The following is a 19,879-nucleotide window of genomic DNA, read 5'->3' as shown; positions in this document are numbered from 1 at the left end:
CTGCTGTCTGCCAGCCTAGGCACTCCAGATGACCGACAGATGACAAAGGCTGTCGACGGCCTCTACCACACCCTGCAATACATCGGCCAAGTCCAGGGCCTGCGGGCACTTGGGCATGGTCTACGCTAAGTCGAAGCTGAGCGACATCAGCGCTTCAAAAACGACATCGACATGAAACTGTCATCCAGGGGGCCTAGATTGGCTCAGGTATTGCTGACCTAGACCAAACCACCGCTAACGTTCAGATAAAACGCCGCGTTGAAAACGCCCAAAGGAGCTTCGGATGAAACAGCTTTTCCTGGCATCACTGTTAGGCTCGACCATTGCCATGTGCACCGCCGCCATGGCTGCTGATACCGATCTAAAAACCTTGGAAGCCGCCGCCAAAGCGGAAGGCGCCGTCAACAGCGTCGGCATGCCCGATGACTGGGCCAACTGGAAGGGCACTTGGGAAGACCTGGCCAAGACCTACGGCCTCAAGCACATCGACACCGACATGAGCTCGGCCCAGGAAATCGCCAAGTTCAAAGCCGAAAAAGACAACGCCAGCGCCGATATCGGTGACGTGGGCGCGGCCTTCGGCCCTATCGCGGTGAAGCAGGAAGTCACCCAGCCGTACAAGCCGTCCACCTGGGCCCAGGTGCCGGATTGGGCGAAAGACAAGGACGGTCACTGGGCCTTGGCCTACACCGGCACCATTGCCTTTATCGTCAACAAAAAGCTGCTGCACGGCTCCGAAGTGCCTACCACCTGGGCTGACCTGCAAACCGGCAAGTACAAGGTATCGGTGGGTGACGTGAGCACTGCCGCCCAGGCTTCAAACGCGGTACTCGCCGCGGCCATCGCCAACAAGGGCGACGAGAAAAACATCGCGCCGGGCCTGCAATTCTTCACCAAGATCGCCCAGCAAGGTCGCCTCTCGCTGTCCAACCCGACCATCGCCACCATGGAAAAAGGCGAAGTCGAAGTGGGCCTCGTCTGGGACTTCAACGGCCTGAGCTACAAGGCCAAGATGGCCAACCCGGATGACTACGTGGTGCTGATCCCCTCGGATGGCTCGGTTAAATCCGGCTACACCACCATCATCAACAAATACGCCAAGCACCCGAACGCCGCCAAGCTCACCCGCGAATACATCTTCAGCGATGCTGGCCAGCTCAACCTGGCGCGCGGCAATGCGCGTCCGATCCGCGCTGAAACCGACTTGAAACTGCCGGCAGACGTTGCCAAGAACCTGATCCCGGGCGAGCAGTACACCAAGGCCAACCCGCAGCCGATCAAGGATGCCGATGCCTGGGAAGCGACGTCCAAGAAGCTGCCACAGATGTGGAACGAGCAGGTCATCGTAGAAATGAAGTAAGGGTTTACCCCACATTGGAGATCCAGTGGAGATCCAATGTGGGAGCGGGCTTGCTCGCGAATGCGGTGGGCCAGTGACTTATAGACTGAATGAGCTACCGCATTCGCGAGCAAGCCCGCTCCCACAGTTTTGCCCTGTTCCTCCAGTTAAATTGGTTCAACCCTCTGTTGCGGAGCCCCCATGAAGCACAATGTCATCCTTGTGGTGCTCGACGGCCTCAACTTCGAGGTCGCCCGGCACGCCATGGGGCACTTGCAGGCCTATGTCGGCGCAGGACGCGCAGCCCTTTACACACTGGAATGTGAACTGCCTGCCCTGTCCCGCCCGCTGTACGAGTGCATCCTCACCGGCGTGCCGCCGATTCAAAGCGGTATCGTGCATAACAACGTCTCGCGCCTGTCCAACCAGCGCAGCATTTTCCATTACGCCACCGACGCAGGCTTGAGCACCGCGGCGGCGGCTTACCATTGGGTCAGCGAGTTGTATAACCGCACGCCCTTTCTCGCCGCCCGCGATCGTCACACCGACGACCAGGCGCTGGCGATCCAGCACGGGCATTTCTACTGGAATGACCACTACCCCGATTCCCACCTGTTCGCCGATGCGGAAAGCCTGCGGCTCAAGCACGCGCCAAACTTTTTGCTGGTGCACCCGATGAACATCGACGATGCCGGCCACAAGCACGGCCTCGACACCGCGCAATACCGCAACAGCGCGCGCTCGGCGGACATCATCCTGGCCGACTACCTGCAAGGCTGGCTCGATGCCGGCTACCAGGTACTGGTCACCGCCGACCACGGCATGAATAACGACCGCTCCCACAACGGCCTGCTGCGTGAAGAACGGGAAGTGCCATTGTTTGTGATCGGTGACGCCTTCAGCCTGGACACTGACGCTGCGCCGAGGCAGATCGACCTATGCGGCACCGTTTGCGAACTGCTGGGCGTGCCCCACGACAAACCTGTGTGCCGGGAGTTGCTCAAGTGAATGCATTGACCCGCGGCAAATGGCTGGCCCTGCTATGCCTGCTGCCCTTCGCACTGTTCTTTATCGTGTTCGAAATTGCGCCGCTGGTGTGGGTGTTGATCAGCAGCCTGCAAACCGAAGAGGCCGGCTGGAGCCTGGAAAACTTCACCCGCATCTTCACCTCTAAGTTCTACCGGCAGGCGATCCAGTTCAGCCTGGAGATCAGCTTTTACTCCAGCATCTTCGGCATCATCATCGCCACCCTGGGCAGCTACTCACTGCGACGGGTGGATTCGCCGCTGCGCAACTTTGTCACCGCGTTCGCCAACATGACCAGCAACTTCGCCGGCGTACCCCTGGCCTTCGCGTTCATCATCCTGCTGGGGTTCAACGGCAGCATCACCCTCATGCTCAAGCAAGCCGGGATCATTGAGGACTTCAACCTGTACTCCAAAACCGGCTTGATCATCCTCTATACCTACTTCCAGATTCCCCTCGGCGTGCTGCTGCTCTACCCGGCCTTTGACGCATTGCGCGAAGACTGGCGCGAGTCGGCCGCCCTGCTCGGTGCGAATGGCTGGCAGTTCTGGCGGCATATCGGCCTGCCGGTGCTCACCCCGGCCCTGCTCGGTACCTTTGTGATCCTGCTGGCCAACGCCCTCGGCGCCTATGCCACGGTCTATGCGCTGACCACCGGCAACTTCAACGTACTGCCGATTCGCATTGCCGGCCTGGTGTCCGGCGATGTGTCGCTGGACCCGAACATGGCCAGCGCCCTGGCCGTGGTGCTGGTGGCGCTGATGACCGTGGTCACGGTGGTGCATCAACTGCTGCTCAAGAGGAGCTATCATGTCTCGCGCTGAAGCCGGTACGGCCTCCCTCTACCATCGGGTGGTGGTGTACCTGTTGTTCCTGATCCTGGTGCTGCCTTTGGTGGGCACCTTTGTCTACTCGATTTCCAGCAGTTGGTCGGCGACCATCCTGCCCGCCGGCTTCAGCGTGAAATGGTATGTACAGCTGTGGAGCGACCCGCGCTTTCTGATGGCCTTCGGGCAATCGTTGCTGGTGTGCGTGGGCGCACTGATCCTTTCGGTGGTGTTGATTTTGCCGCTGCTGTTCGTGGTGCATTACCACTTTCCCAAGCTCGACGCGCTGATGAACATCCTGATCCTGCTGCCCTTTGCGGTGCCGCCGGTGGTGTCCTCGGTAGGTCTGCTGCAACTCTACGGTTCCGGGCCGCTGGCGATGGTGGGTACGCCGTGGATTCTGATCGGCTGCTACTTCACCGTCGCGCTGCCGTTCATGTACCGCGCGATCACCAACAACCTGCAAGCCATCAACCTGCGCGACCTGATGGACGCGTCGCAGCTGCTGGGCGCCAGCACCTGGCAGGCCGCGATCCTGGTGGTACTGCCCAACCTGCGCAAGGGCCTGATGGTGGCGCTGCTGCTGTCGTTCTCGTTCCTGTTCGGTGAGTTCGTGTTCGCCAACATCCTCGTCGGCACCCGCTACGAAACCCTGCAGGTGTACCTCAACAACATGCGCAACAGCAGCGGCCATTTCACCAGTGCCGTGGTGATCTCCTATTTCTTCTTTGTGCTGGTGCTCACCTGGGCCGCCACGCTCTTGAACAAGGACAAAAGCCAATGAGCTTCGTCAGCGTCCAACACCTGCAAAAAGGCTACACCGGCACCCCGGTGTTCAGCGATATCAATTGCGAGATCGCCAAGGGCGAGTTCGTCACCCTGCTCGGCCCGTCCGGTTGCGGCAAATCCACCCTGCTGCGCTGCATCGCCGGGCTTACCCCCGTGGACAGTGGCCAAATCCTGCTGGATGGCCAGGACATCGTGCCCCTGAGCCCGCAGAAACGCCAGATCGGCATGGTATTCCAGAGCTACGCGCTGTTCCCCAACATGACCGTGGAGCAGAACGTCGCCTTCGGCCTGCGCATGCAAAAGGTCAACGCCGACGACAGCCACAAGCGCGTGCAAGAAGTGCTGCAACTGGTGGAGCTCAAGGACCTGGCCGGCCGTTATCCGCACCAGATGTCCGGTGGCCAGTGCCAGCGCGTCGCCCTCGCTCGCTCCCTGGTGACCCGCCCGCGCCTGCTGCTGCTGGATGAGCCGCTGTCTGCGCTGGATGCACGGATTCGCAAGCATTTGCGCGAACAGATCCGCCAGATCCAGCGTGAACTGGGGTTGACCACGATCTTCGTGACCCACGACCAGGAAGAAGCCCTGACCATGTCCGACCGCATCTTCTTGATGAACCAGGGCAAGATCGTGCAGAGCGGCGATGCCGAAACCCTCTATACCGCGCCGGTGGATGCGTTCGCTGCCGGGTTTATCGGCAACTACAACCTGCTCGATGCGGACAAGGCCAGCCAACTGCTGCAACGGCCGATCAGCGGGCGCATCGCGATTCGCCCCGAGGCCATCGAGTTGAGCCGCAGCGGCGAGCTTGATGCGCTGGTGCGTAGCCACAGCCTGCTGGGTAACGTGATTCGCTACCGCATCGAAGCCCGCGGCGTCGAACTGGTGGTGGACGTGCTCAATCGTTCGGCCGATGACCTGCACCCGGATGGCCAGCGCCTGGCACTTTCCATCGACCCCAGCGCACTGTGTGAAGTAGCCTGACAGGCAGCGACCTATTGAGAGAGAGCATCACCGATGGCATTGGTAATTTTTGATCTGGACGACACCCTCATCCACGGCGACTGCGCCACGCTGTGGAGCGAACAGATGGGCCGCCTCGGCTGGGTCGACCCTGAGTCATTCATGCGCCGGAACAACGAGCTGATGGACGCCTACAGCCAGGGCCAGCTGCGGATGGAAGATTTCATGGATTTCAGCCTGGAGCCGATGATCGGCCGTACCCCGGAAGAAATCGAGCACCTGGTGGAGCCATGGGTCGAGGACGTGATCGAGCCGCTGATCTACAGCGACGCCACCAAGACCATCGCCCGCCACCGCGCGAACGGCGACCGGATCCTGGTGATTTCCGCTTCGGGCACTCACCTGGTCACGCCGATTGCGGCGCGTATCGGCATTGAGGAAGTGCTGGGCATAAACCTGGACGTCAGCCACGGCGTGTACAGCGGTAAGACCGTAGGCGTGCTGACCTATCGTGAGGGCAAGATCACGCGGTTGGTGGAATGGCTGGAGCAGGAAGGTGAAACCCTTGAAGATGCGTATTTTTACTCGGATTCGCGCAATGACTTGCCGCTGCTGCTCAAGGTGGATCACCCGCAGGTAGTGAACCCGGACCCGGTGTTGCGCGCCCATGCCGAACAGGCCGGCTGGCCGATCCACCACTGGACCTGACTCAATAGAGATCAACCTGTGGGAGCTGGCTTGCCTGCGATAGCCATAGGTATCTACACAACTCTGTAGCGCTCAACGGTAACCACGATGCGAAGCGAGCCGCTCTTGATCTTGATCTGCTTTTGATCTCAGGCGCCCCGTCAAACCACGCTGGCCGGAATTCGACAGGGATTTGGGGGGTAAACCGGCAGGGATGCCGGTTTAGCCGCCCCGCGCCATGGATGGCGCGTGGCGGCGGCCCCCCAAATCACTGGCGGATTACGGGCACACCGAGCCTAAGCGAGGTGCCGAGTGGTGGGGCAAGAGCGTTTTGCTTACTTTTGCGCTGTTCAAAAGTGAGCCGCCGTCAGGGCGGAACCCTAGGTGGCCGTTACCTAAATAACGGATATGTACCCTGTCCAACTGTGTTGACTGTTAGGCCGTCTTCGCAGGCAAGCCAGCTCCCACATTTGGATTGCGGTGCCTCAGGGAGATAGGCGCCAGCTATCCGGTCGTCACGGGAGCAAGCTCCCTCGCCACAGGTCCAGCGTCGCACCAAAGTTGTGTAGATACCTATGCTGCGATAGCGGTGCAACAGTGAAGAATTCTTCATCTAGTGCACCGCTATCGCAGGCAAGCCAGCTCCCACACTGACTGCATTTCAATCTAGGATTCGCTCAGGCCGTTGGCAATATGGACTACACCGAACGTAGGACGGGGTTGTTCTGGCCCCCCACATCACCGTCAACGCCTTGCAATGCTTTCACAGTGCCTCCATAGTGAGTCTGGACTGAGCCCGGTGCTGTAGCGCCGGGCTTTTTGCATTATGCGACCGGACCATATGGAACCGGCTCCCTCAAAGACGGCCTAATATGCGTTATCAATTGCCCCCGCGTCGAATCAGCATGAAGCATCTGTTCCCCAGCACCGCCCTCGCTTTTTTCATTGGTCTCGGCTTCGCGTCGATGTCGACCAATACGTTCGCAGCCAATAGCTGGGACAACCTTCAGCCTGATCGCGATGAGGTGATTGCCAGCCTTAACGTCGTCGAGTTGCTCAAGCGCCATCACTACAGCAAGCCGCCGCTGGACGACGCTCGCTCAGTGATCATCTACGACAGCTACCTCAAGCTGCTGGACCCGTCGCGCAGCTACTTCCTGGCCAGCGATATCGCTGAGTTCGACAAGTGGAAGACCCAATTCGACGACTTCCTCAAGAGCGGCGACCTGCAGCCTGGCTTCACCATCTACAAGCGTTACCTGGACCGCGTCAAAGCGCGTCTGGACTTCGCCCTGGGTGAGCTGAACAAAGGCGTCGACAAGCTCGACTTCACCCAGAAAGAAACCCTGCTGGTGGATCGCAAGGACGCCCCTTGGCTGACCAGCACCGCAGCCCTGGACGACCTGTGGCGCAAACGCGTCAAGGACGAAGTGCTGCGCTTGAAGATCGCCGGCAAAGAGCCCAAGGCCATTCAAGAGCTGTTGACCAAGCGCTACAAGAACCAGCTGGCACGCCTGGACCAGACCCGTGCCGAGGATATCTTCCAGGCCTACATCAACACCTTTGCGATGTCCTACGACCCGCACACCAATTATCTGTCGCCAGATAACGCGGAAAATTTCGATATCAATATGAGTCTGTCCCTGGAAGGCATCGGTGCCGTCCTGCAAAGCGACAATGACCAGGTGAAGATCGTACGTCTGGTGCCGGCAGGTCCTGCTGACAAAACCAAGCAAGTGGCACCGGCCGACAAGATCATCGGCGTGGCCCAGGCCGACAAAGAGATGGTAGATGTGGTCGGCTGGCGCCTGGACGAAGTGGTCAAGCTGATCCGTGGCCCTAAAGGCAGCGTGGTGCGCCTGGAAGTGATTCCGCACACCAATGCACCGAACGACCAGACCAGCAAGATCGTGTCCATCACCCGTGAAGCGGTGAAGCTCGAAGACCAGGCCGTGCAGAAGAAAGTCCTCAACCTCAAGCAGGATGGTAAGGACTACAAGCTGGGCGTGATTGAAATCCCGGCCTTCTACCTGGACTTCAAGGCGTTCCGTGCCGGTGATCCGGACTACAAGTCCACCACCCGCGACGTGAAGAAAATCCTCACAGAACTGCAGAAAGAGAAAGTCGACGGCGTGGTCATCGACCTGCGCAACAACGGCGGCGGCTCCCTGCAGGAAGCCACCGAGCTGACCAGCCTGTTTATCGACAAGGGCCCAACCGTGTTGGTACGCAACGCTGACGGCCGTGTCGACGTGCTGGAAGACGAGAACCCGGGGGCCTTCTACAAAGGGCCGATGGCGCTACTGGTCAACCGCCTCTCGGCTTCGGCCTCGGAGATTTTCGCCGGCGCCATGCAGGACTACCACCGTGCACTGATCATCGGCGGCCAGACCTTCGGCAAAGGCACCGTGCAGACCATCCAGGCGCTGAACCATGGCGAGCTCAAGCTGACACTGGCCAAGTTCTACCGGGTATCCGGGCAGAGCACCCAGCATCAGGGCGTGCTGCCGGATATCGATTTCCCGTCGATCATCGACACTAAGGAAATCGGCGAAAGCGCCCTGCCTGAAGCCATGCCGTGGGACACCATCCGCCCTGCCATCAAGCCAGCGTCGGATCCGTTCAAGCCGTTCCTGGCACAGCTGAAGGCTGACCACGACACCCGCTCCGCCAAGGACGCCGAGTTCGTGTTTATCCGCGACAAGCTGGCCCTGGCCAAGAAGCTGATGGAAGAGAAGACCGTCAGCCTCAACGAAGCGGATCGCCGTGCACAGCACTCCAGCATCGAGAATCAGCAACTGGTGCTGGAAAACACCCGCCGCAAGGCCAAGGGTGAAGACCCGCTCAAAGAGCTGAAGAAAGAAGATGAAGACGCGCTGCCGACCGAGGCGGATAAAACCAAGCCGGAAGACGACGCCTACTTGGCCGAGACGGGCCGGATCCTGCTGGATTACCTGAAGATCACCAAGCAGGTGGCCAAGCAGTAAATGATGGCGATTTAATGTGATCGCTCCTCGGAGTGTCATCATATAGACATCATTCTGTCGTGAAATAAAAGGACCGCAGGTTTACGCCTGCGGTCCTTTTTTTTGATCGAGATCGCCATGACCATGACCGAACAGCTGAATGCATTGGGCTCAATCCTGGCTCAAGGCAGTTTGCACAGCCTGTTCCAACCGATCATCTGCCTGTCAGAGCGGCGCATCCTCGGTTACGAAGCCCTCAGTCGCGGCCCGTCCAACAGCCCGCTGCACTCCCCCGTCGCCCTGTTCTCGGTGGCCAGCCATGCCGGACGCCTGAGCGAGCTGGACATGGCGTGTCGAGAGAGTGCATGCCGGCGCTTCAGCGAGCAGAAACTGCCCGGCAAGCTGTTCCTCAATATCTCGCCGGAATCCTTGATGGAGCACGCGCATCAGCCAGGGCGCACCCTGCAACTGTTGCGCGACTTCGGCATTTCTCCCAGCCACGTGGTGATCGAACTCACCGAGCAGGCGCCCACCGACGATTTCGCGCTGTTGCAAACTGCCTTGCACCACTACCGCGACATGGGCTTTGCCATCGCACTGGATGACTTGGGCGCCGGTTATTCCAGCTTGCGCTTGTGGTCGGAGCTGCGCCCGGACTACGTGAAGATCGACCGGCACTTTATCGACGGCATTCACCAGGACGCCCTCAAGCGCGAGTTTGTCGGCTCGATCCTGCAGATCGCCAAGGCGTCCCGCGCCCAAGTGATTGCCGAGGGCATCGAGTTGCCGGAAGAACTGGCGGTGTTGACCGAGATGGGCGTCGACCTGGTCCAGGGCTACCTGCTCTGCCGCCCTCAGGAACAGCCGCCGCAGGAAGCGCGCCTGATGCTGCCCAAGCCGGATAACGCCATGCTGGCCCTAAATGACGAAGGCAGTGACCTGAGCGCCCTGCTCAATGAGCAGCCCGCCGTGGATCAAGACACCGCCACCGCCCAAGTGCTGGAATCGTTCCGCCGCCAGGCCAACCTCAACTCGTTGGCGGTATTGGACGGCTGCGGTCGCCCGGTCGGCATTGTGCACCGACACTCGCTGTCAGACGCGCTGCTCAAGCCATTCGCCACCGATTTGTTCGCGCGCAAACCCATCAGCCGCTTGATGAGCGATGACTTTTTGGCGGTGGAACTGAGCCAGTCCTTGCAACAGGTCAGCCGTTTACTCACCAGCCGCGCACGGCAACGCATCGAAGAGGATTTCATCATCACCCTGAACGGTGATTATCTGGGGCTGGGCCGGGTTATCGACGTGCTCAAATTGATCACCGAACTGAAAATCCAGCAGGCCCGCTACGCCAACCCGCTGACCTTGCTGCCTGGCAACGTGCCGATCCAGCAATGCCTCACTAGGCTGTTGCAGCAACAGCGCGAGTCGGTGATCTGCTATGTGGATATCGACAGCTTCAAGCCGTTCAACGATATCTACGGCTACGGGCGCGGGGATGAAGTGCTGCTATGCCTGGCGCAGTGCCTCAACGATCGGGTAGACCCCAGCCGCGACTTTGTCGGGCACATTGGCGGCGATGACTTTCTGCTGGTGCTGGGCCCGCAGGATTGGCGCAAGCGCCTCAACCAGCTGCTGGACGACTTCCACACCCAATGCCGACGCTTCTACCGCGCCGAACACCTTGAGGCTGGCTGCTTCGTGGCCCTCAACCGTCAGGGCGCGCGCCAGGAATTTGCATTGCTGTCGCTGTCCATCGGCGTGGTGCACTTGTATCCACAGGCCTGTGCGCAACTCGATGCCAGCCAGTTGGCAGAGCTGGCTTCACAAGCCAAGCACCATGCCAAGGATGTTGCGGGCTACAGCATCCACGTGATCGACAGCATGGACAGCTGCACCCAGGCGCTCTAGGCCTCGGCGGACTCCGGGTACTCGTACTCGAACACCCGCACCACTTCAGATGCATGCCAAGACGCGGCGGCCACGCCATCGGAAGGCCCGCTGAACCGCCCCAGGCGCTCCACACACTCAAAAAAACCGGTGCGCGGCAGGCGGCTGGCGCCCTGGCTGATCACCAGGGAACTGCGCAGCGGTTGCTCCGCCTTGGCATCCAGCGCCGCCAGGTGCTCCAGGGCCGCAGCCAGGGTCTGCATGGCCGGGGTTGGGAACTGCAGGCGCTCCAGCAGCGCACGATACGTCAGCAAATGGCGCTGGCGACGTGCCTGGTCCAGTTCATTGATTAACCCATCCCAGTGTTGACGGCTGATACGTAGGCTCAAGACTCATCCCTCCAACCTGCAACGCCCAATTCCCAGGCCAGGCTGCGGCGAATGGCGGCATCCGGCTGGCGTTCACCACTTTCTATCAATCCAAGATACGAAGGGCTGATACCCACGGTACGCGCCAGGGCCTCGATCGCCAGGCCCTTGGCCTCACGCAGGCCGCGCAGGGCCGCAAGCGGGCGCAGGTCCTGCTCGGTGGCGGTGGGTGCAGCAGAAGGAGAAGCGCGTGGCGGTTGCAACTGACCGGCGGCTTTTAGCAGCGCCTGGTACTGGTCCCATGGCAACACCGCATATTCGGGTTCGCCATCGCGTGAAATGATCTGGATATCCATGACTGCCCCGTAGGATAAAAACACTTACTAAGTAAGTTATTTCCTTCTTAAGAGTGTAATCCTAACAGCCACAAAGGTCGCAGGGGATAGCTGGCGGCATTAGTTTTTTTGCGGGTTTTCCCGGGCCAGTAGCTCAGGCGTCGCAGGCAGCCGCTCAACCACCGCGAGTTTTTCCGGACGTTGCCCATCGCGCCAGGCGCGAAAGGCGCTCAGCTCGCCGCTCAGGGTCTTCATGACCCACGCCAGCACGGCGATGTCGTCGAGCATGCCGAACATGGGGAGAAAATCCGGAATCGCATCAATCGGGCTAAGAAAATACATCAGCCCCGCCACCACCGAGATCAACGCCTTAGGGCTGATCGCACGGTATTCGCCGCGCCAGTAAGCCAGGCACAGGGCCTGCAGCAACTTGAGATCATCCTTGAGCTGGCCGAGCCGATTGCCTTGGCTTGAGCCTTTGGCAGCGACGGCAAACAGCAAGGTTGGCAAACGCCCACGACCGAGCAAGCGCGCGGCCATCGGCAGGAAACGGGTGAAATTGAACGGTGGTTTCATAGGGCACTCCAGTTCCAGGCGACATAAAAGGTTATCCACACAAATTGTGGATAACCTTGTGAACAGAGCCTGTTTTATCGGCTGAAAGCCACGGACTACAAGGCCTACAGTCAGATCGGGCGTTTTTTGCGCACATCAAAAAAACCCAAGAATTCATTGACTTGGCATGTATGTGCGGCTACCCGTGCTCGAGTCTTATATCAGACTGTGTCCGGTTGCGGACGTTCGTTTGGATTTGTAGAGGCTTCAACGTAGGGGCTGGCTTGCCTGCGATTGCCATAAGTCTCTACACAACCCTACAGGCTGTAGCAGCCAACGCAAACCACGATGCGAAGCGAGCCGCTCTTGATCTGCTCTTGATCTTGATCTCAGGCGCCCCGTTAAACCACGCTGGCCGAACGCAGGCTTGAATCCGTGGGTAACCCGGCAGGACGCCGGGTTAGCCGTCCTGGGCCAAGGATGGCCCATGACGGCGGCCCACGGATTCAAGCCGGAGTGAGGGCACACCGAGCCTAAGCGAGGTGCCGAGTGGTGGGGCAAGAGCGTTTTGCTTACTTTTGCGCTTTTCAAAAGTGAGCCGCTGTCAGAGCGGAACCCTAGGTGGCCGTTACCGCAGGAATGGATATGTACTCGGTATAGCTGTGTCGCCTGTCAGGCCGCCTTCGCGAGCAAGCCCGCACAGTTGGATCGTTGGGGTGCCTGGGAGATAGGCGTCGGCTGGCAGGCCGCCATCGCAGGCAAGCCAGCTCCCACAGTTGGATCGTTGGGGTGTCTGGGAGATAGGCTTTGGCTGGCTAGCCGCCATCGCAGGCAAGCCAGCTCCCACAGGGAATTTTGCGTCGTTTGACCAACGCCGAAAACAACAACGCCCCGTCGAGACGGGGCGTTGTGTGTTCAGGCGCCGATTACTTTTTGGCGGCTGGTGCAGCAGGTGCGTCAGCCGCTTCTGCCTTGGCTGGGTCCTTGATGGCCAGCAACTCCAGGTCAAATACCAGCACCGAGTTGGCCGGGATCGCCGGGCTCGGGCTCTGGGCGCCGTAGGCCAGGTCGGACGGGATGTACAGCTCGACCTTCTCGCCCACGTGCATCAGTTGCAGGCCTTCGACCCAACCCGGGATCACGCCGCTGACCGGCAGGTCGATCGGGCTACCGCGATCTACGGAGCTGTCAAAGGTAGTGCCGTTGGTGAGCTTGCCGGTGTAGTGAACAGTCACCACGTCGGTTGGCTTAGGCTGGGCGCCGTCGGCCTTCTTCACGATCTTGTACTGCAGGCCGGAAGCGGTGGTGACGACACCGTCTTTCTTGGCGTTGTCTTCGAGGAATTTCTTGCCAGCGGCTGCCGACTCTTCGCTCATTTTGGTCATGCGTTCTTCAGCACGCTTTTGCAGTGCGGCAAACGCCTCAACCAGCTCATCGTCCTTGAGCTTCTGCTCTTTCTTGCCGACGGCATCTTCGATGCCTTGGGCAACAGCTTTGGAGTCCAGGTCGTCCATGCCTTCTTGGGCAAGGCTCTTGCCCATGTTCAGGCCGATGCCGTAGGAAGCTTTCTGCGCCGGGGTTTTCAGCTCTACGCTGGTCTGCGAATCACAACCCGCAAGTACCAGGCTAACCAGGGCCACCGCCGCCGCCAACCGATGCTGTTTCATGCTATTTCCTTGTTCATGCGCCATAAGGGCATTCGAATAAAGTCGCGAGCTTATCAGGCGGCCACGACCAATGGCTACCGGCATGTGAGCAGGAAACTTCTGATAAGTTCACGTGTTTAAAAGCATTTCCCTTTATCATGGGGCCCCGCGACGGATCGCGGGACCGCCTGATAGCGGGCCAATTGCTACTTGCCGCACCTGTGGCGCAGTGGCATAACAACGCGACAATTCGACAAGGATAGTTATCTTGCGCATTTTTTCCCGTGTTTTACTCCTGATACTGATCGCACTGGGCCTGATTCTGGCCGTGGTGCTCTACTACACCCTCAACCCCAAGCTGCCGGATTATGTGCCCGTAAAGCAGGTGCACTACCAGGAGCAATGGAGTGCCGACGACCGTCAGACCTACTACTTCACGCCCCAGGGCACCCAAGTAAAAGGCCTGCACTACGACTGGTTCACCGCCCTGGAACTGCCGTTTTCCGAGCAACGCTTTGCCGCGCCGGAGTACCTGGCGCGCTTTGGCTTCCTGGTCGACCCCAAGCAGACGCCCACCGCGCAAAACCCTGGCAACCTGCCGGTAGGTTTCGCCCGGCACCAGAACGCCGATAGCAAGGCTCAGTACCTAGATATCACCTGTGCGGCCTGCCACACCGGCGAATTGCACTTCAAGGGCCAGGCCCTGCGCATCGACGGTGGCTCGGCGCAGCACGTGCTACCCTCCAGCGTTCCCACGTTGCGCGGCGGCAGTTTCGGCCAGGCCTTGGTCGCCAGCCTGGCTGCTACCTATTACAACCCATGGAAGTTCGAGCGCTTTGCCCACAAGGTGCTGGGGGATCAGTACGATGCCCAGCGCGATCAACTGCGCAAAGACTTCAAGCAATCGCTGAACCAGTTCCTCAAAGTCGCCTGGAATGACACCCACCGCGGCCTTTACCCCACCGAAGAAGGCCCGGGCCGTACTGACGCCTTTGGGCGCATCGCCAACGCCAGTTTTGGCGACGCTATTTCCCCAGACAATTATCGCGTCGCCAATGCGCCGGTGGACTACCCGCAGCTGTGGGACATCTGGACCTTCGACTGGGTGCAGTGGAATGGCTCGGCCCAGCAGCCCATGGCGCGCAATATCGGCGAAGCCCTTGGCGTAGGCGCAACCCTGGCGTTCTTCGACGCTGCCGGGCAACCGCTCAAGGGCGATGCCCGCTACCCCTCCAGCGTACGGGTGCGCGACCTGCACCTGATCGAAGAAACCCTGCAACGGCTCAAGCCGCCGACCTGGCCGCAAGACTTGTTCGGTGCCATCGACAAACCCCTCGCCGCCCAGGGCCGCGCACTCTTTGCCGAGAACTGCGCCGGCTGCCACCTGCCCACCGTTACCCAAGAAAACGGCCGCCCGGTGCAGCAGTTGAAAATGCTGCCGGTGGACTACATTGGCACCGACCCCGGCACGGCCAACAACATTGCCGACCAACGCTATGACCTCAGTGCCCTGCAATGGGACCCGGCCGAACTGGCCCGGCTCAATGTCGAACTGCACCCCACCCCCACCGCGCCGCTGGACCTGACAAAAATGTCGGTGGCCCAAGGCCTGGCCTATGTCACCGCCTTCGTCGAAGAACACGCCTACCGTGCGGCCGGCGTCACCCCGGCTGAGCGCCCAGGCCTGGACGGGTTCGGCCTGCCCATCGGCGTGCGCGAGTTGCGCGCCTACAAAGCGCGACCGCTGGCCGGCGTATGGGCCACCCCGCCGTTCCTGCACAACGGTTCGGTGCCGACAATCTACCAACTGCTCTCGCCCCAGGACGAACGCAGCACCACCTTCTATAAAGGCACCTTCAACTACGACCCGCGTCATCTGGGGTTTGAGACCAGCGCCTTCAAGAATGCCTTCCTGTTCGATACCAGAATCACCGGCAACCACAACAGCGGCCACGAATTCCGTGCCGGCGAACGTGGCAATGGCGTTATCGGCCGTGGCCTGCTGCCGCAGGAACGCTGGGCGCTGCTCGAATACCTCAAAGTGCTGGGCGGCCCGCTGGAGCAACAACTGCCATGATTATCCGATCGCAAAACAAGGACCGCTCCATGCTTGCTCGTCTCTGGCTGCGCCTTGGCGCCTTTGTGGGTAAAACGCTGTTGTGGCTGCTGGGCCTGGGCCTGCTGGGGTGGGTGTTGACCATGGCCTGGTTCGCCTGGCAGCACAGGGGCCCGGTGTCGGTGAAAGAACAGATCCCGCCGGGTGAAGCGGCGATGACCCAAGGCATCATCCAGACCGCCGTGCGCATCGTTGACCAGCATCGCGAAGGTACCCGCTACCTGCGTGATGCCCATGCCAAGGCCCATGGTTGCGTGAAAGCCGAGGTCAGCGTCCTGGCGGATCTCGACCCGGCCTTGCGCCAGGGTGTGTTCGCCGAGCCAGGCAAGACCTGGCAGGCGACGATGCGCCTGTCCAACGGCAATGCCTACCCGCAATTCGACAGCATCCGCGATGCCCGCGGCATGGCGATCAAGCTGTTGGATGTGCCGGGCAAGCAACTGATGGCCGACCAGCAAGCGCGCACCGAGCAGGATTTCGTGATGTTCAGCCATCCGAACTTCTTTGTCAGCGATGTTGCGGAATACGCGCAGAACATCGGTGCGCAAGCGGACGGCAAGAAGGTCCTGGCGTTCTTTCCCAAGCTCGACCCGCGCAGCTGGCAAGTACGTCACCTGTTTATCGCCCTGGCAACCCTGGCGCCCGCACCGGCCAGCCCGACGCAGACGACTTACTTTTCAGTGTCGCCTTATAAGTTTGGTGCGGCCAACGCCAAGTTTCGCGTCGCGCCCGACCCGCAAAGCTGCCCGGATTATGTACTGCCCAAACAGAACCAGGACCTGCCCAACTTCCTGCGCAGCGCGCTCAACCAGCAACTGTCCACCGACCGTGTAGATGCGTGTTTTGTGCTGCAGATCCAGCGGCAAAACCCGCAGGCCTTCATGCCCATCGAAGACACCAGCATCGAATGGAAGGAAAGCGACGCACCGTATGAAACCGTGGCCAAGGTCAGGATTCCCGCCCAGGACTTCGACACGCCGGCGCAGAACCTGGCGTGCGATAACCAGTCGTTCAACCCCTGGTTCGGTTTGGAGGCGCACCGCCCCATCGGCGGCATCAACCGCTTGCGCAAAGCGGTGTACGAAGCCGTCAGCGACTACCGCCACAGCCGCAACGCACCGTAAGGTGCGTTAAATTGCAGGCGAAAAAAAACCCGCTCAATGAGCGGGTTTCTTGTGGCTACCTGGCGTTCAGTGTTCCAGGTTACCGAATATGGCGCAGCGGACGGGACTCGAACCCGCGACCCCCGGCGTGACAGGCCGGTATTCTAACCGACTGAACTACCGCTGCGCGTAACACATGAAGCGAATGGTGGGTGATGACGGGATCGAACCGCCGACATTCTGCTTGTAAGGCAGACGCTCTCCCAGCTGAGCTAATCACCCTTCGTTTCGGTGTGGGCGCATCATACACCAAAAAATCGTAATGTCTTGATTTAAATGCAATTTATTTAAAAAAAGTTTAGCGCACGATTTTTTGCCATATTTCGGACAGAAAAAAGCCCGCTCGATGAGCGGGCTTTCTGTGGTTACCTGGCGTTCAGCGTTCCAGGTGACCGAATATGGCGCAGCGGACGGGACTCGAACCCGCGACCCCCGGCGTGACAGGCCGGTATTCTAACCGACTGAACTACCGCTGCGCGTAACACATGAAGCGAATGGTGGGTGATGACGGGATCGAACCGCCGACATTCTGCTTGTAAGGCAGACGCTCTCCCAGCTGAGCTAATCACCCTTCGTTTCGGTGTGGCGCGCATTCTACGGAGCGACCTTAAGTCTGGCAAGCACTTTCTTAAATCTTTTTTTTCAGCCCTTCCAATGGCTTAGGCAGGGTTGGCCTGCGGCGTGATCAAGAGAATAATGCCCCCCTTTGTATAGAGGAGAGACTCACCCCATGTGGTTCAAGAACCTGCTTATCTATCGCCTGACCCAAGATCTGCCTGTTGATGCCGAGGCGTTGGAAGCGGCCATGGCCACCAAACTGGCGCGCCCTTGTGCAAGCCAGGAGTTGACCACTTACGGTTTCGTCGCACCTTTCGGTAAAGGTGAAGATGCTCCCCTGGTTCACGTCAGCGGCGATTTCCTGCTGATCGCCGCCCGCAAGGAAGAACGCATCCTGCCGGGTAGCGTGGTGCGTGATGCACTTAAAGAGAAAGTCGAAGAGATCGAAGCCGAGCAGATGCGCAAGGTCTATAAGAAGGAGCGCGACCAGATCAAGGATGAAATCATCCAGGCCTTCCTGCCCCGCGCCTTTATCCGTCGCTCGTCGACCTTCGCTGCGATCGCGCCGAAACAGGGCCTGATCCTGGTCAACTCGGCCAGCCCCAAGCGCGCCGAAGACCTGCTCTCCACCCTGCGCGAAGTGATCGGCACCCTGCCCGTGCGCCCGCTGACGGTAAAAACCGCCCCGACTGCGATCATGACCGACTGGGTTACCACCCAGAAACCAGCCGATGACTTCTTCGTCCTCGACGAATGCGAACTGCGCGACACCCACGAAGACGGCGGCATCGTGCGCTGCAAGCGCCAGGACCTAACCAGCGAAGAGATCCAGCTGCACCTGACCACCGGCAAGGTCGTGACCCAACTGTCCCTGGCGTGGCAGGACAAGTTGTCCTTCATGCTCGACGACAAAATGACCGTCAAGCGCCTGAAATTCGAAGACCTGCTGCAAGACCAGGCGGAACAGGACGGTGGTGATGAAGCCCTGGGCCAACTGGATGCCAGCTTTACCTTGATGATGCTGACCTTCGGCGATTTCCTGCCGGCGCTGGTCGAGGCACTGGGCGGCGAAGAGACACCACAGGGCATCTAAGCCATGTGAAGATCAAAATGTGGGAGCGGGCTTGCTCGCGAAAGCGATGTATCAGTCAGTATATGTGGTGACTGATTCACCGCTTTCGCGAGCAAGCCCGCTCCCACATTTGATTGCATTCACACCTTCAGAATCTAATAACAAGGACCTCCCCATGCGCGCACTCGCCGCCTTGAGCCGCTTTGTCGGCAACACCTTCGCCTACTGGGTGTTGATCTTCGCCGTCGTCGCCTTTCTCCAACCCAGCTGGTTCATCGGCCTGAAAAGCGCCATCGTCCCACTGCTGGGCCTGGTGATGTTCGGCATGGGGTTGACCTTGAAACTGGAAGACTTCGCCGAAGTCGCTCGCCACCCCTGGCGCGTGGCGCTGGGCGTGGTCGCGCATTTCGTGATCATGCCGGGCGTGGCATGGTTGCTGTGCCAGGCGTTCCATTTGCCAGCGGAAATTGCCGTTGGCGTGATCCTGGTCGGCTGTTGCCCAAGTGGCACGTCGTCCAACGTGATGACCTGGCTGGCACGGGGTGACCTGGCGTTATCGGTGGCGATTGCCGCGGTCACCACCCTCCTCGCTCCGCTGCTCACACCGGCATTGATCTGGCTGCTGGCCTCGGCCTGGCTGCCGGTGTCGTTCATGGAGCTGTTCTGGTCGATCCTGCAAGTAGTGCTGCTGCCGATCGTACTGGGTGTGGTCGCGCAGCGTTTACTCGGTGATCGAGTACGGCACGCGGTGGACGTGCTGCCACTGGTGTCGGTGGTCAGCATTGTGATCATCGTCGCGGCCGTGGTTGCTGCAAGCCAAGGCAAGATTGCCGAGTCGGGCCTGCTGATCATGGCCGTGGTGATGCTGCACAACAGCTTCGGTTACCTGCTGGGCTACTTCACCGGGCGCCTGTTCAAGTTGCCCCTGGCGCAACGCAAGTCGCTGGCCCTGGAAGTGGGCATGCAGAACTCCGGGCTGGGCGCCGCCTTGGCCAGTGCACACTTTTCGCCGCTGGCGGCAGTGCCCAGTGCGCTCTTCAGCGTCTGGCACAATATTTCCGGGGCGTTGCTGTCGACCTACTTCCGGCGCATGAGCGAGAAGGAAGACCGTCGCGCGCTGGAAACCACGCCGTAGCTTGATCGCCTGGTCCAATTTCGGCACTCTACCGAACTTCGCGGGGACGACCTCGCGACGCTATCAAGCGCTTACCCGGGGACGACCCCACTTTGATAGAAGCGAGGTCATCATGTCCTGGATCATTCTGTTTTTTGCCGGGTTGTTTGAAGTGGGCTGGGCCGTCGGCCTGAAGTACACCGACGGGTTCAGCAAGCCGCTGCCCACCGCCCTGACGATTGCCGCCATGGCCGTCAGCCTTGGGCTATTGGGGCTGGCCATGAAGGAACTGCCGTTGGGTACCGCCTATGCCATCTGGACCGGCGTGGGGGCCGTGGGCACCGTGATTGCCGGGATTATCCTGTTCGGAGAATCCATGGCGCTGTTTCGGTTGGCCAGTGTGGCGTTGATTATTTGCGGGCTGATTGGCCTCAAAATCTCGACTTAAGCCACTACCGCTGTCGCAGGCAA

17 protein-coding genes and 4 tRNA genes are annotated in these 19,879 nt (G+C 60.0%); 13 read left to right on the top strand and 8 right to left on the bottom strand.

Annotated elements, in window-relative coordinates; translation table 11 throughout:
- Window positions 1-283 precede the first annotated feature (283 nt).
- The 8 genes from ACWHXD_RS10525 (at window position 284) to ACWHXD_RS10490 (ending at window position 10,502) form a co-directional block, all read left to right on the top strand.
- Window positions 284-1,360, top strand: coding sequence for an ABC transporter substrate-binding protein (locus ACWHXD_RS10525; protein WP_003190150.1), 1,077 nt, complete (start codon window positions 284-286; stop codon window positions 1,358-1,360).
- 180 nt (window positions 1,361-1,540) lie between these two features.
- The gene (locus ACWHXD_RS10520) at window positions 1,541-2,347 is read left to right on the top strand and encodes an alkaline phosphatase family protein (protein ID WP_138763400.1); all 807 of its coding nucleotides are present in this window, start codon (window positions 1,541-1,543) and stop codon (window positions 2,345-2,347) included.
- Window positions 2,344-3,189, top strand: a complete 846-nt coding sequence (locus tag ACWHXD_RS10515) for an ABC transporter permease (protein ID WP_003190145.1) — start codon at window positions 2,344-2,346, stop codon at window positions 3,187-3,189. Before ACWHXD_RS10520 ends, ACWHXD_RS10515 begins: the two co-directional genes overlap by 4 nt.
- A complete protein-coding gene (locus ACWHXD_RS10510; protein WP_032892564.1) occupies window positions 3,176-3,976 on the top strand; it encodes an ABC transporter permease in 801 nt (266 codons plus the stop codon). Before ACWHXD_RS10515 ends, ACWHXD_RS10510 begins: the two co-directional genes overlap by 14 nt.
- Window positions 3,973-4,962, top strand: coding sequence for an ABC transporter ATP-binding protein (locus tag ACWHXD_RS10505; RefSeq protein WP_003190143.1), 990 nt, complete (start codon window positions 3,973-3,975; stop codon window positions 4,960-4,962). Before ACWHXD_RS10510 ends, ACWHXD_RS10505 begins: the two co-directional genes overlap by 4 nt.
- Window positions 4,963-4,995: 33 nt before the next feature.
- Window positions 4,996-5,649 (top strand): HAD family hydrolase, encoded by a 654-nt coding sequence (locus ACWHXD_RS10500; protein ID WP_032892565.1) that lies wholly within the window; start codon window positions 4,996-4,998, stop codon window positions 5,647-5,649.
- 884 nt (window positions 5,650-6,533) lie between these two features.
- The gene (locus tag ACWHXD_RS10495; RefSeq protein WP_499083938.1) at window positions 6,534-8,615 is read left to right on the top strand and encodes a carboxy terminal-processing peptidase; all 2,082 of its coding nucleotides are present in this window, start codon (window positions 6,534-6,536) and stop codon (window positions 8,613-8,615) included.
- A gap of 117 nt (window positions 8,616-8,732) precedes the next feature.
- Window positions 8,733-10,502 (top strand): bifunctional diguanylate cyclase/phosphodiesterase, encoded by a 1,770-nt coding sequence (locus tag ACWHXD_RS10490; protein ID WP_032892566.1) that lies wholly within the window; start codon window positions 8,733-8,735, stop codon window positions 10,500-10,502.
- Here ACWHXD_RS10490 and ACWHXD_RS10485 read toward each other — a convergent pair.
- From ACWHXD_RS10485 to bamJ, 4 genes are all read right to left on the bottom strand, one after another.
- Complete coding sequence (locus ACWHXD_RS10485) at window positions 10,499-10,870, bottom strand: hypothetical protein (protein ID WP_003190138.1); 372 nt, start codon at window positions 10,868-10,870, stop codon at window positions 10,499-10,501. The two genes, ACWHXD_RS10490 and ACWHXD_RS10485, sit on opposite strands and share 4 nt — an antisense overlap.
- Complete coding sequence (locus ACWHXD_RS10480) at window positions 10,867-11,205, bottom strand: helix-turn-helix domain-containing protein (protein ID WP_032892567.1); 339 nt, start codon at window positions 11,203-11,205, stop codon at window positions 10,867-10,869. The genes ACWHXD_RS10485 and ACWHXD_RS10480 overlap by 4 nt, the downstream gene beginning before the upstream one ends.
- Before the next feature lie 99 nt (window positions 11,206-11,304).
- Window positions 11,305-11,760: a YkvA family protein gene (locus tag ACWHXD_RS10475; RefSeq protein ID WP_020301075.1), complete on the bottom strand. Its 456-nt coding sequence runs from the start codon at window positions 11,758-11,760 to the stop codon at window positions 11,305-11,307.
- Between the two features lie 905 nt (window positions 11,761-12,665).
- Window positions 12,666-13,406 (bottom strand): BamJ family beta-barrel-assembly machinery protein, encoded by a 741-nt coding sequence (gene bamJ / locus ACWHXD_RS10470; protein ID WP_003190133.1) that lies wholly within the window; start codon window positions 13,404-13,406, stop codon window positions 12,666-12,668.
- 247 nt (window positions 13,407-13,653) lie between these two features.
- Here bamJ and ACWHXD_RS10465 point away from each other — a divergent pair, with 247 nt between their 5' ends.
- On the top strand, window positions 13,654-15,462 hold the full coding sequence (locus ACWHXD_RS10465) for a di-heme-cytochrome C peroxidase (RefSeq protein ID WP_138763401.1): 1,809 nt from the start codon (window positions 13,654-13,656) through the stop codon (window positions 15,460-15,462).
- 29 nt (window positions 15,463-15,491) lie between these two features.
- Window positions 15,492-16,625: a catalase family protein gene (locus ACWHXD_RS10460; RefSeq protein WP_138763402.1), complete on the top strand. Its 1,134-nt coding sequence runs from the start codon at window positions 15,492-15,494 to the stop codon at window positions 16,623-16,625.
- Between the two features lie 89 nt (window positions 16,626-16,714).
- On the opposite strand, the gene ACWHXD_RS10455 is transcribed toward ACWHXD_RS10460, so the two are convergent.
- From ACWHXD_RS10455 to ACWHXD_RS10440, 4 genes are all read right to left on the bottom strand, one after another.
- A tRNA-Asp gene (locus ACWHXD_RS10455) sits at window positions 16,715-16,791 on the bottom strand.
- A 19-nt stretch (window positions 16,792-16,810) separates the two neighbouring features.
- Window positions 16,811-16,886, bottom strand: a tRNA-Val gene (locus tag ACWHXD_RS10450).
- Window positions 16,887-17,063: 177 nt separating this feature from the next.
- Window positions 17,064-17,140 (bottom strand) — tRNA-Asp (locus ACWHXD_RS10445).
- Window positions 17,141-17,159: 19 nt separating this feature from the next.
- A tRNA-Val gene (locus tag ACWHXD_RS10440) sits at window positions 17,160-17,235 on the bottom strand.
- 159 nt (window positions 17,236-17,394) lie between these two features.
- Here ACWHXD_RS10440 and rdgC point away from each other — a divergent pair.
- The 3 genes from rdgC (at window position 17,395) to sugE (ending at window position 19,856) form a co-directional block, all read left to right on the top strand.
- The gene (gene rdgC / locus ACWHXD_RS10435; RefSeq protein WP_020301078.1) at window positions 17,395-18,315 is read left to right on the top strand and encodes a recombination-associated protein RdgC; all 921 of its coding nucleotides are present in this window, start codon (window positions 17,395-17,397) and stop codon (window positions 18,313-18,315) included.
- A 154-nt stretch (window positions 18,316-18,469) separates the two neighbouring features.
- Window positions 18,470-19,429: a bile acid:sodium symporter family protein gene (locus ACWHXD_RS10430; protein ID WP_003190129.1), complete on the top strand. Its 960-nt coding sequence runs from the start codon at window positions 18,470-18,472 to the stop codon at window positions 19,427-19,429.
- 112 nt (window positions 19,430-19,541) lie between these two features.
- The gene (sugE, locus tag ACWHXD_RS10425) at window positions 19,542-19,856 is read left to right on the top strand and encodes a quaternary ammonium compound efflux SMR transporter SugE (RefSeq protein ID WP_010211634.1); all 315 of its coding nucleotides are present in this window, start codon (window positions 19,542-19,544) and stop codon (window positions 19,854-19,856) included.
- Window positions 19,857-19,879: the final 23 nt, after the last annotated feature.

Source organism: Pseudomonas fjordensis (genome assembly GCF_976987115.1).
Note: the sequence above shows the minus strand (reverse complement) of the source record. Positions and strands in the feature narration are given on the sequence as shown.

Coding starts and splice junctions, on each gene's coding strand:
- ACWHXD_RS10475 (WP_020301075.1), bottom strand. CDS start 11,760: ATGAAACCACCGTTCAATTTCACCCGTTTCCTGCCGATGGCCGCGCGC.
- bamJ (WP_003190133.1), bottom strand. CDS start 13,406: ATGAAACAGCATCGGTTGGCGGCGGCGGTGGCCCTGGTTAGCCTGGTA.
- ACWHXD_RS10510 (WP_032892564.1), top strand. CDS start 3,176: ATGTCTCGCGCTGAAGCCGGTACGGCCTCCCTCTACCATCGGGTGGTG.
- ACWHXD_RS10430 (WP_003190129.1), top strand. CDS start 18,470: ATGCGCGCACTCGCCGCCTTGAGCCGCTTTGTCGGCAACACCTTCGCC.
- ACWHXD_RS10520 (WP_138763400.1), top strand. CDS start 1,541: ATGAAGCACAATGTCATCCTTGTGGTGCTCGACGGCCTCAACTTCGAG.
- sugE (WP_010211634.1), top strand. CDS start 19,542: ATGTCCTGGATCATTCTGTTTTTTGCCGGGTTGTTTGAAGTGGGCTGG.
- ACWHXD_RS10525 (WP_003190150.1), top strand. CDS start 284: ATGAAACAGCTTTTCCTGGCATCACTGTTAGGCTCGACCATTGCCATG.
- ACWHXD_RS10495 (WP_499083938.1), top strand. CDS start 6,534: ATGAAGCATCTGTTCCCCAGCACCGCCCTCGCTTTTTTCATTGGTCTC.
- rdgC (WP_020301078.1), top strand. CDS start 17,395: ATGTGGTTCAAGAACCTGCTTATCTATCGCCTGACCCAAGATCTGCCT.
- ACWHXD_RS10490 (WP_032892566.1), top strand. CDS start 8,733: ATGACCATGACCGAACAGCTGAATGCATTGGGCTCAATCCTGGCTCAA.
- ACWHXD_RS10460 (WP_138763402.1), top strand. CDS start 15,492: ATGCTTGCTCGTCTCTGGCTGCGCCTTGGCGCCTTTGTGGGTAAAACG.
- ACWHXD_RS10505 (WP_003190143.1), top strand. CDS start 3,973: ATGAGCTTCGTCAGCGTCCAACACCTGCAAAAAGGCTACACCGGCACC.
- ACWHXD_RS10500 (WP_032892565.1), top strand. CDS start 4,996: ATGGCATTGGTAATTTTTGATCTGGACGACACCCTCATCCACGGCGAC.
- ACWHXD_RS10480 (WP_032892567.1), bottom strand. CDS start 11,205: ATGGATATCCAGATCATTTCACGCGATGGCGAACCCGAATATGCGGTG.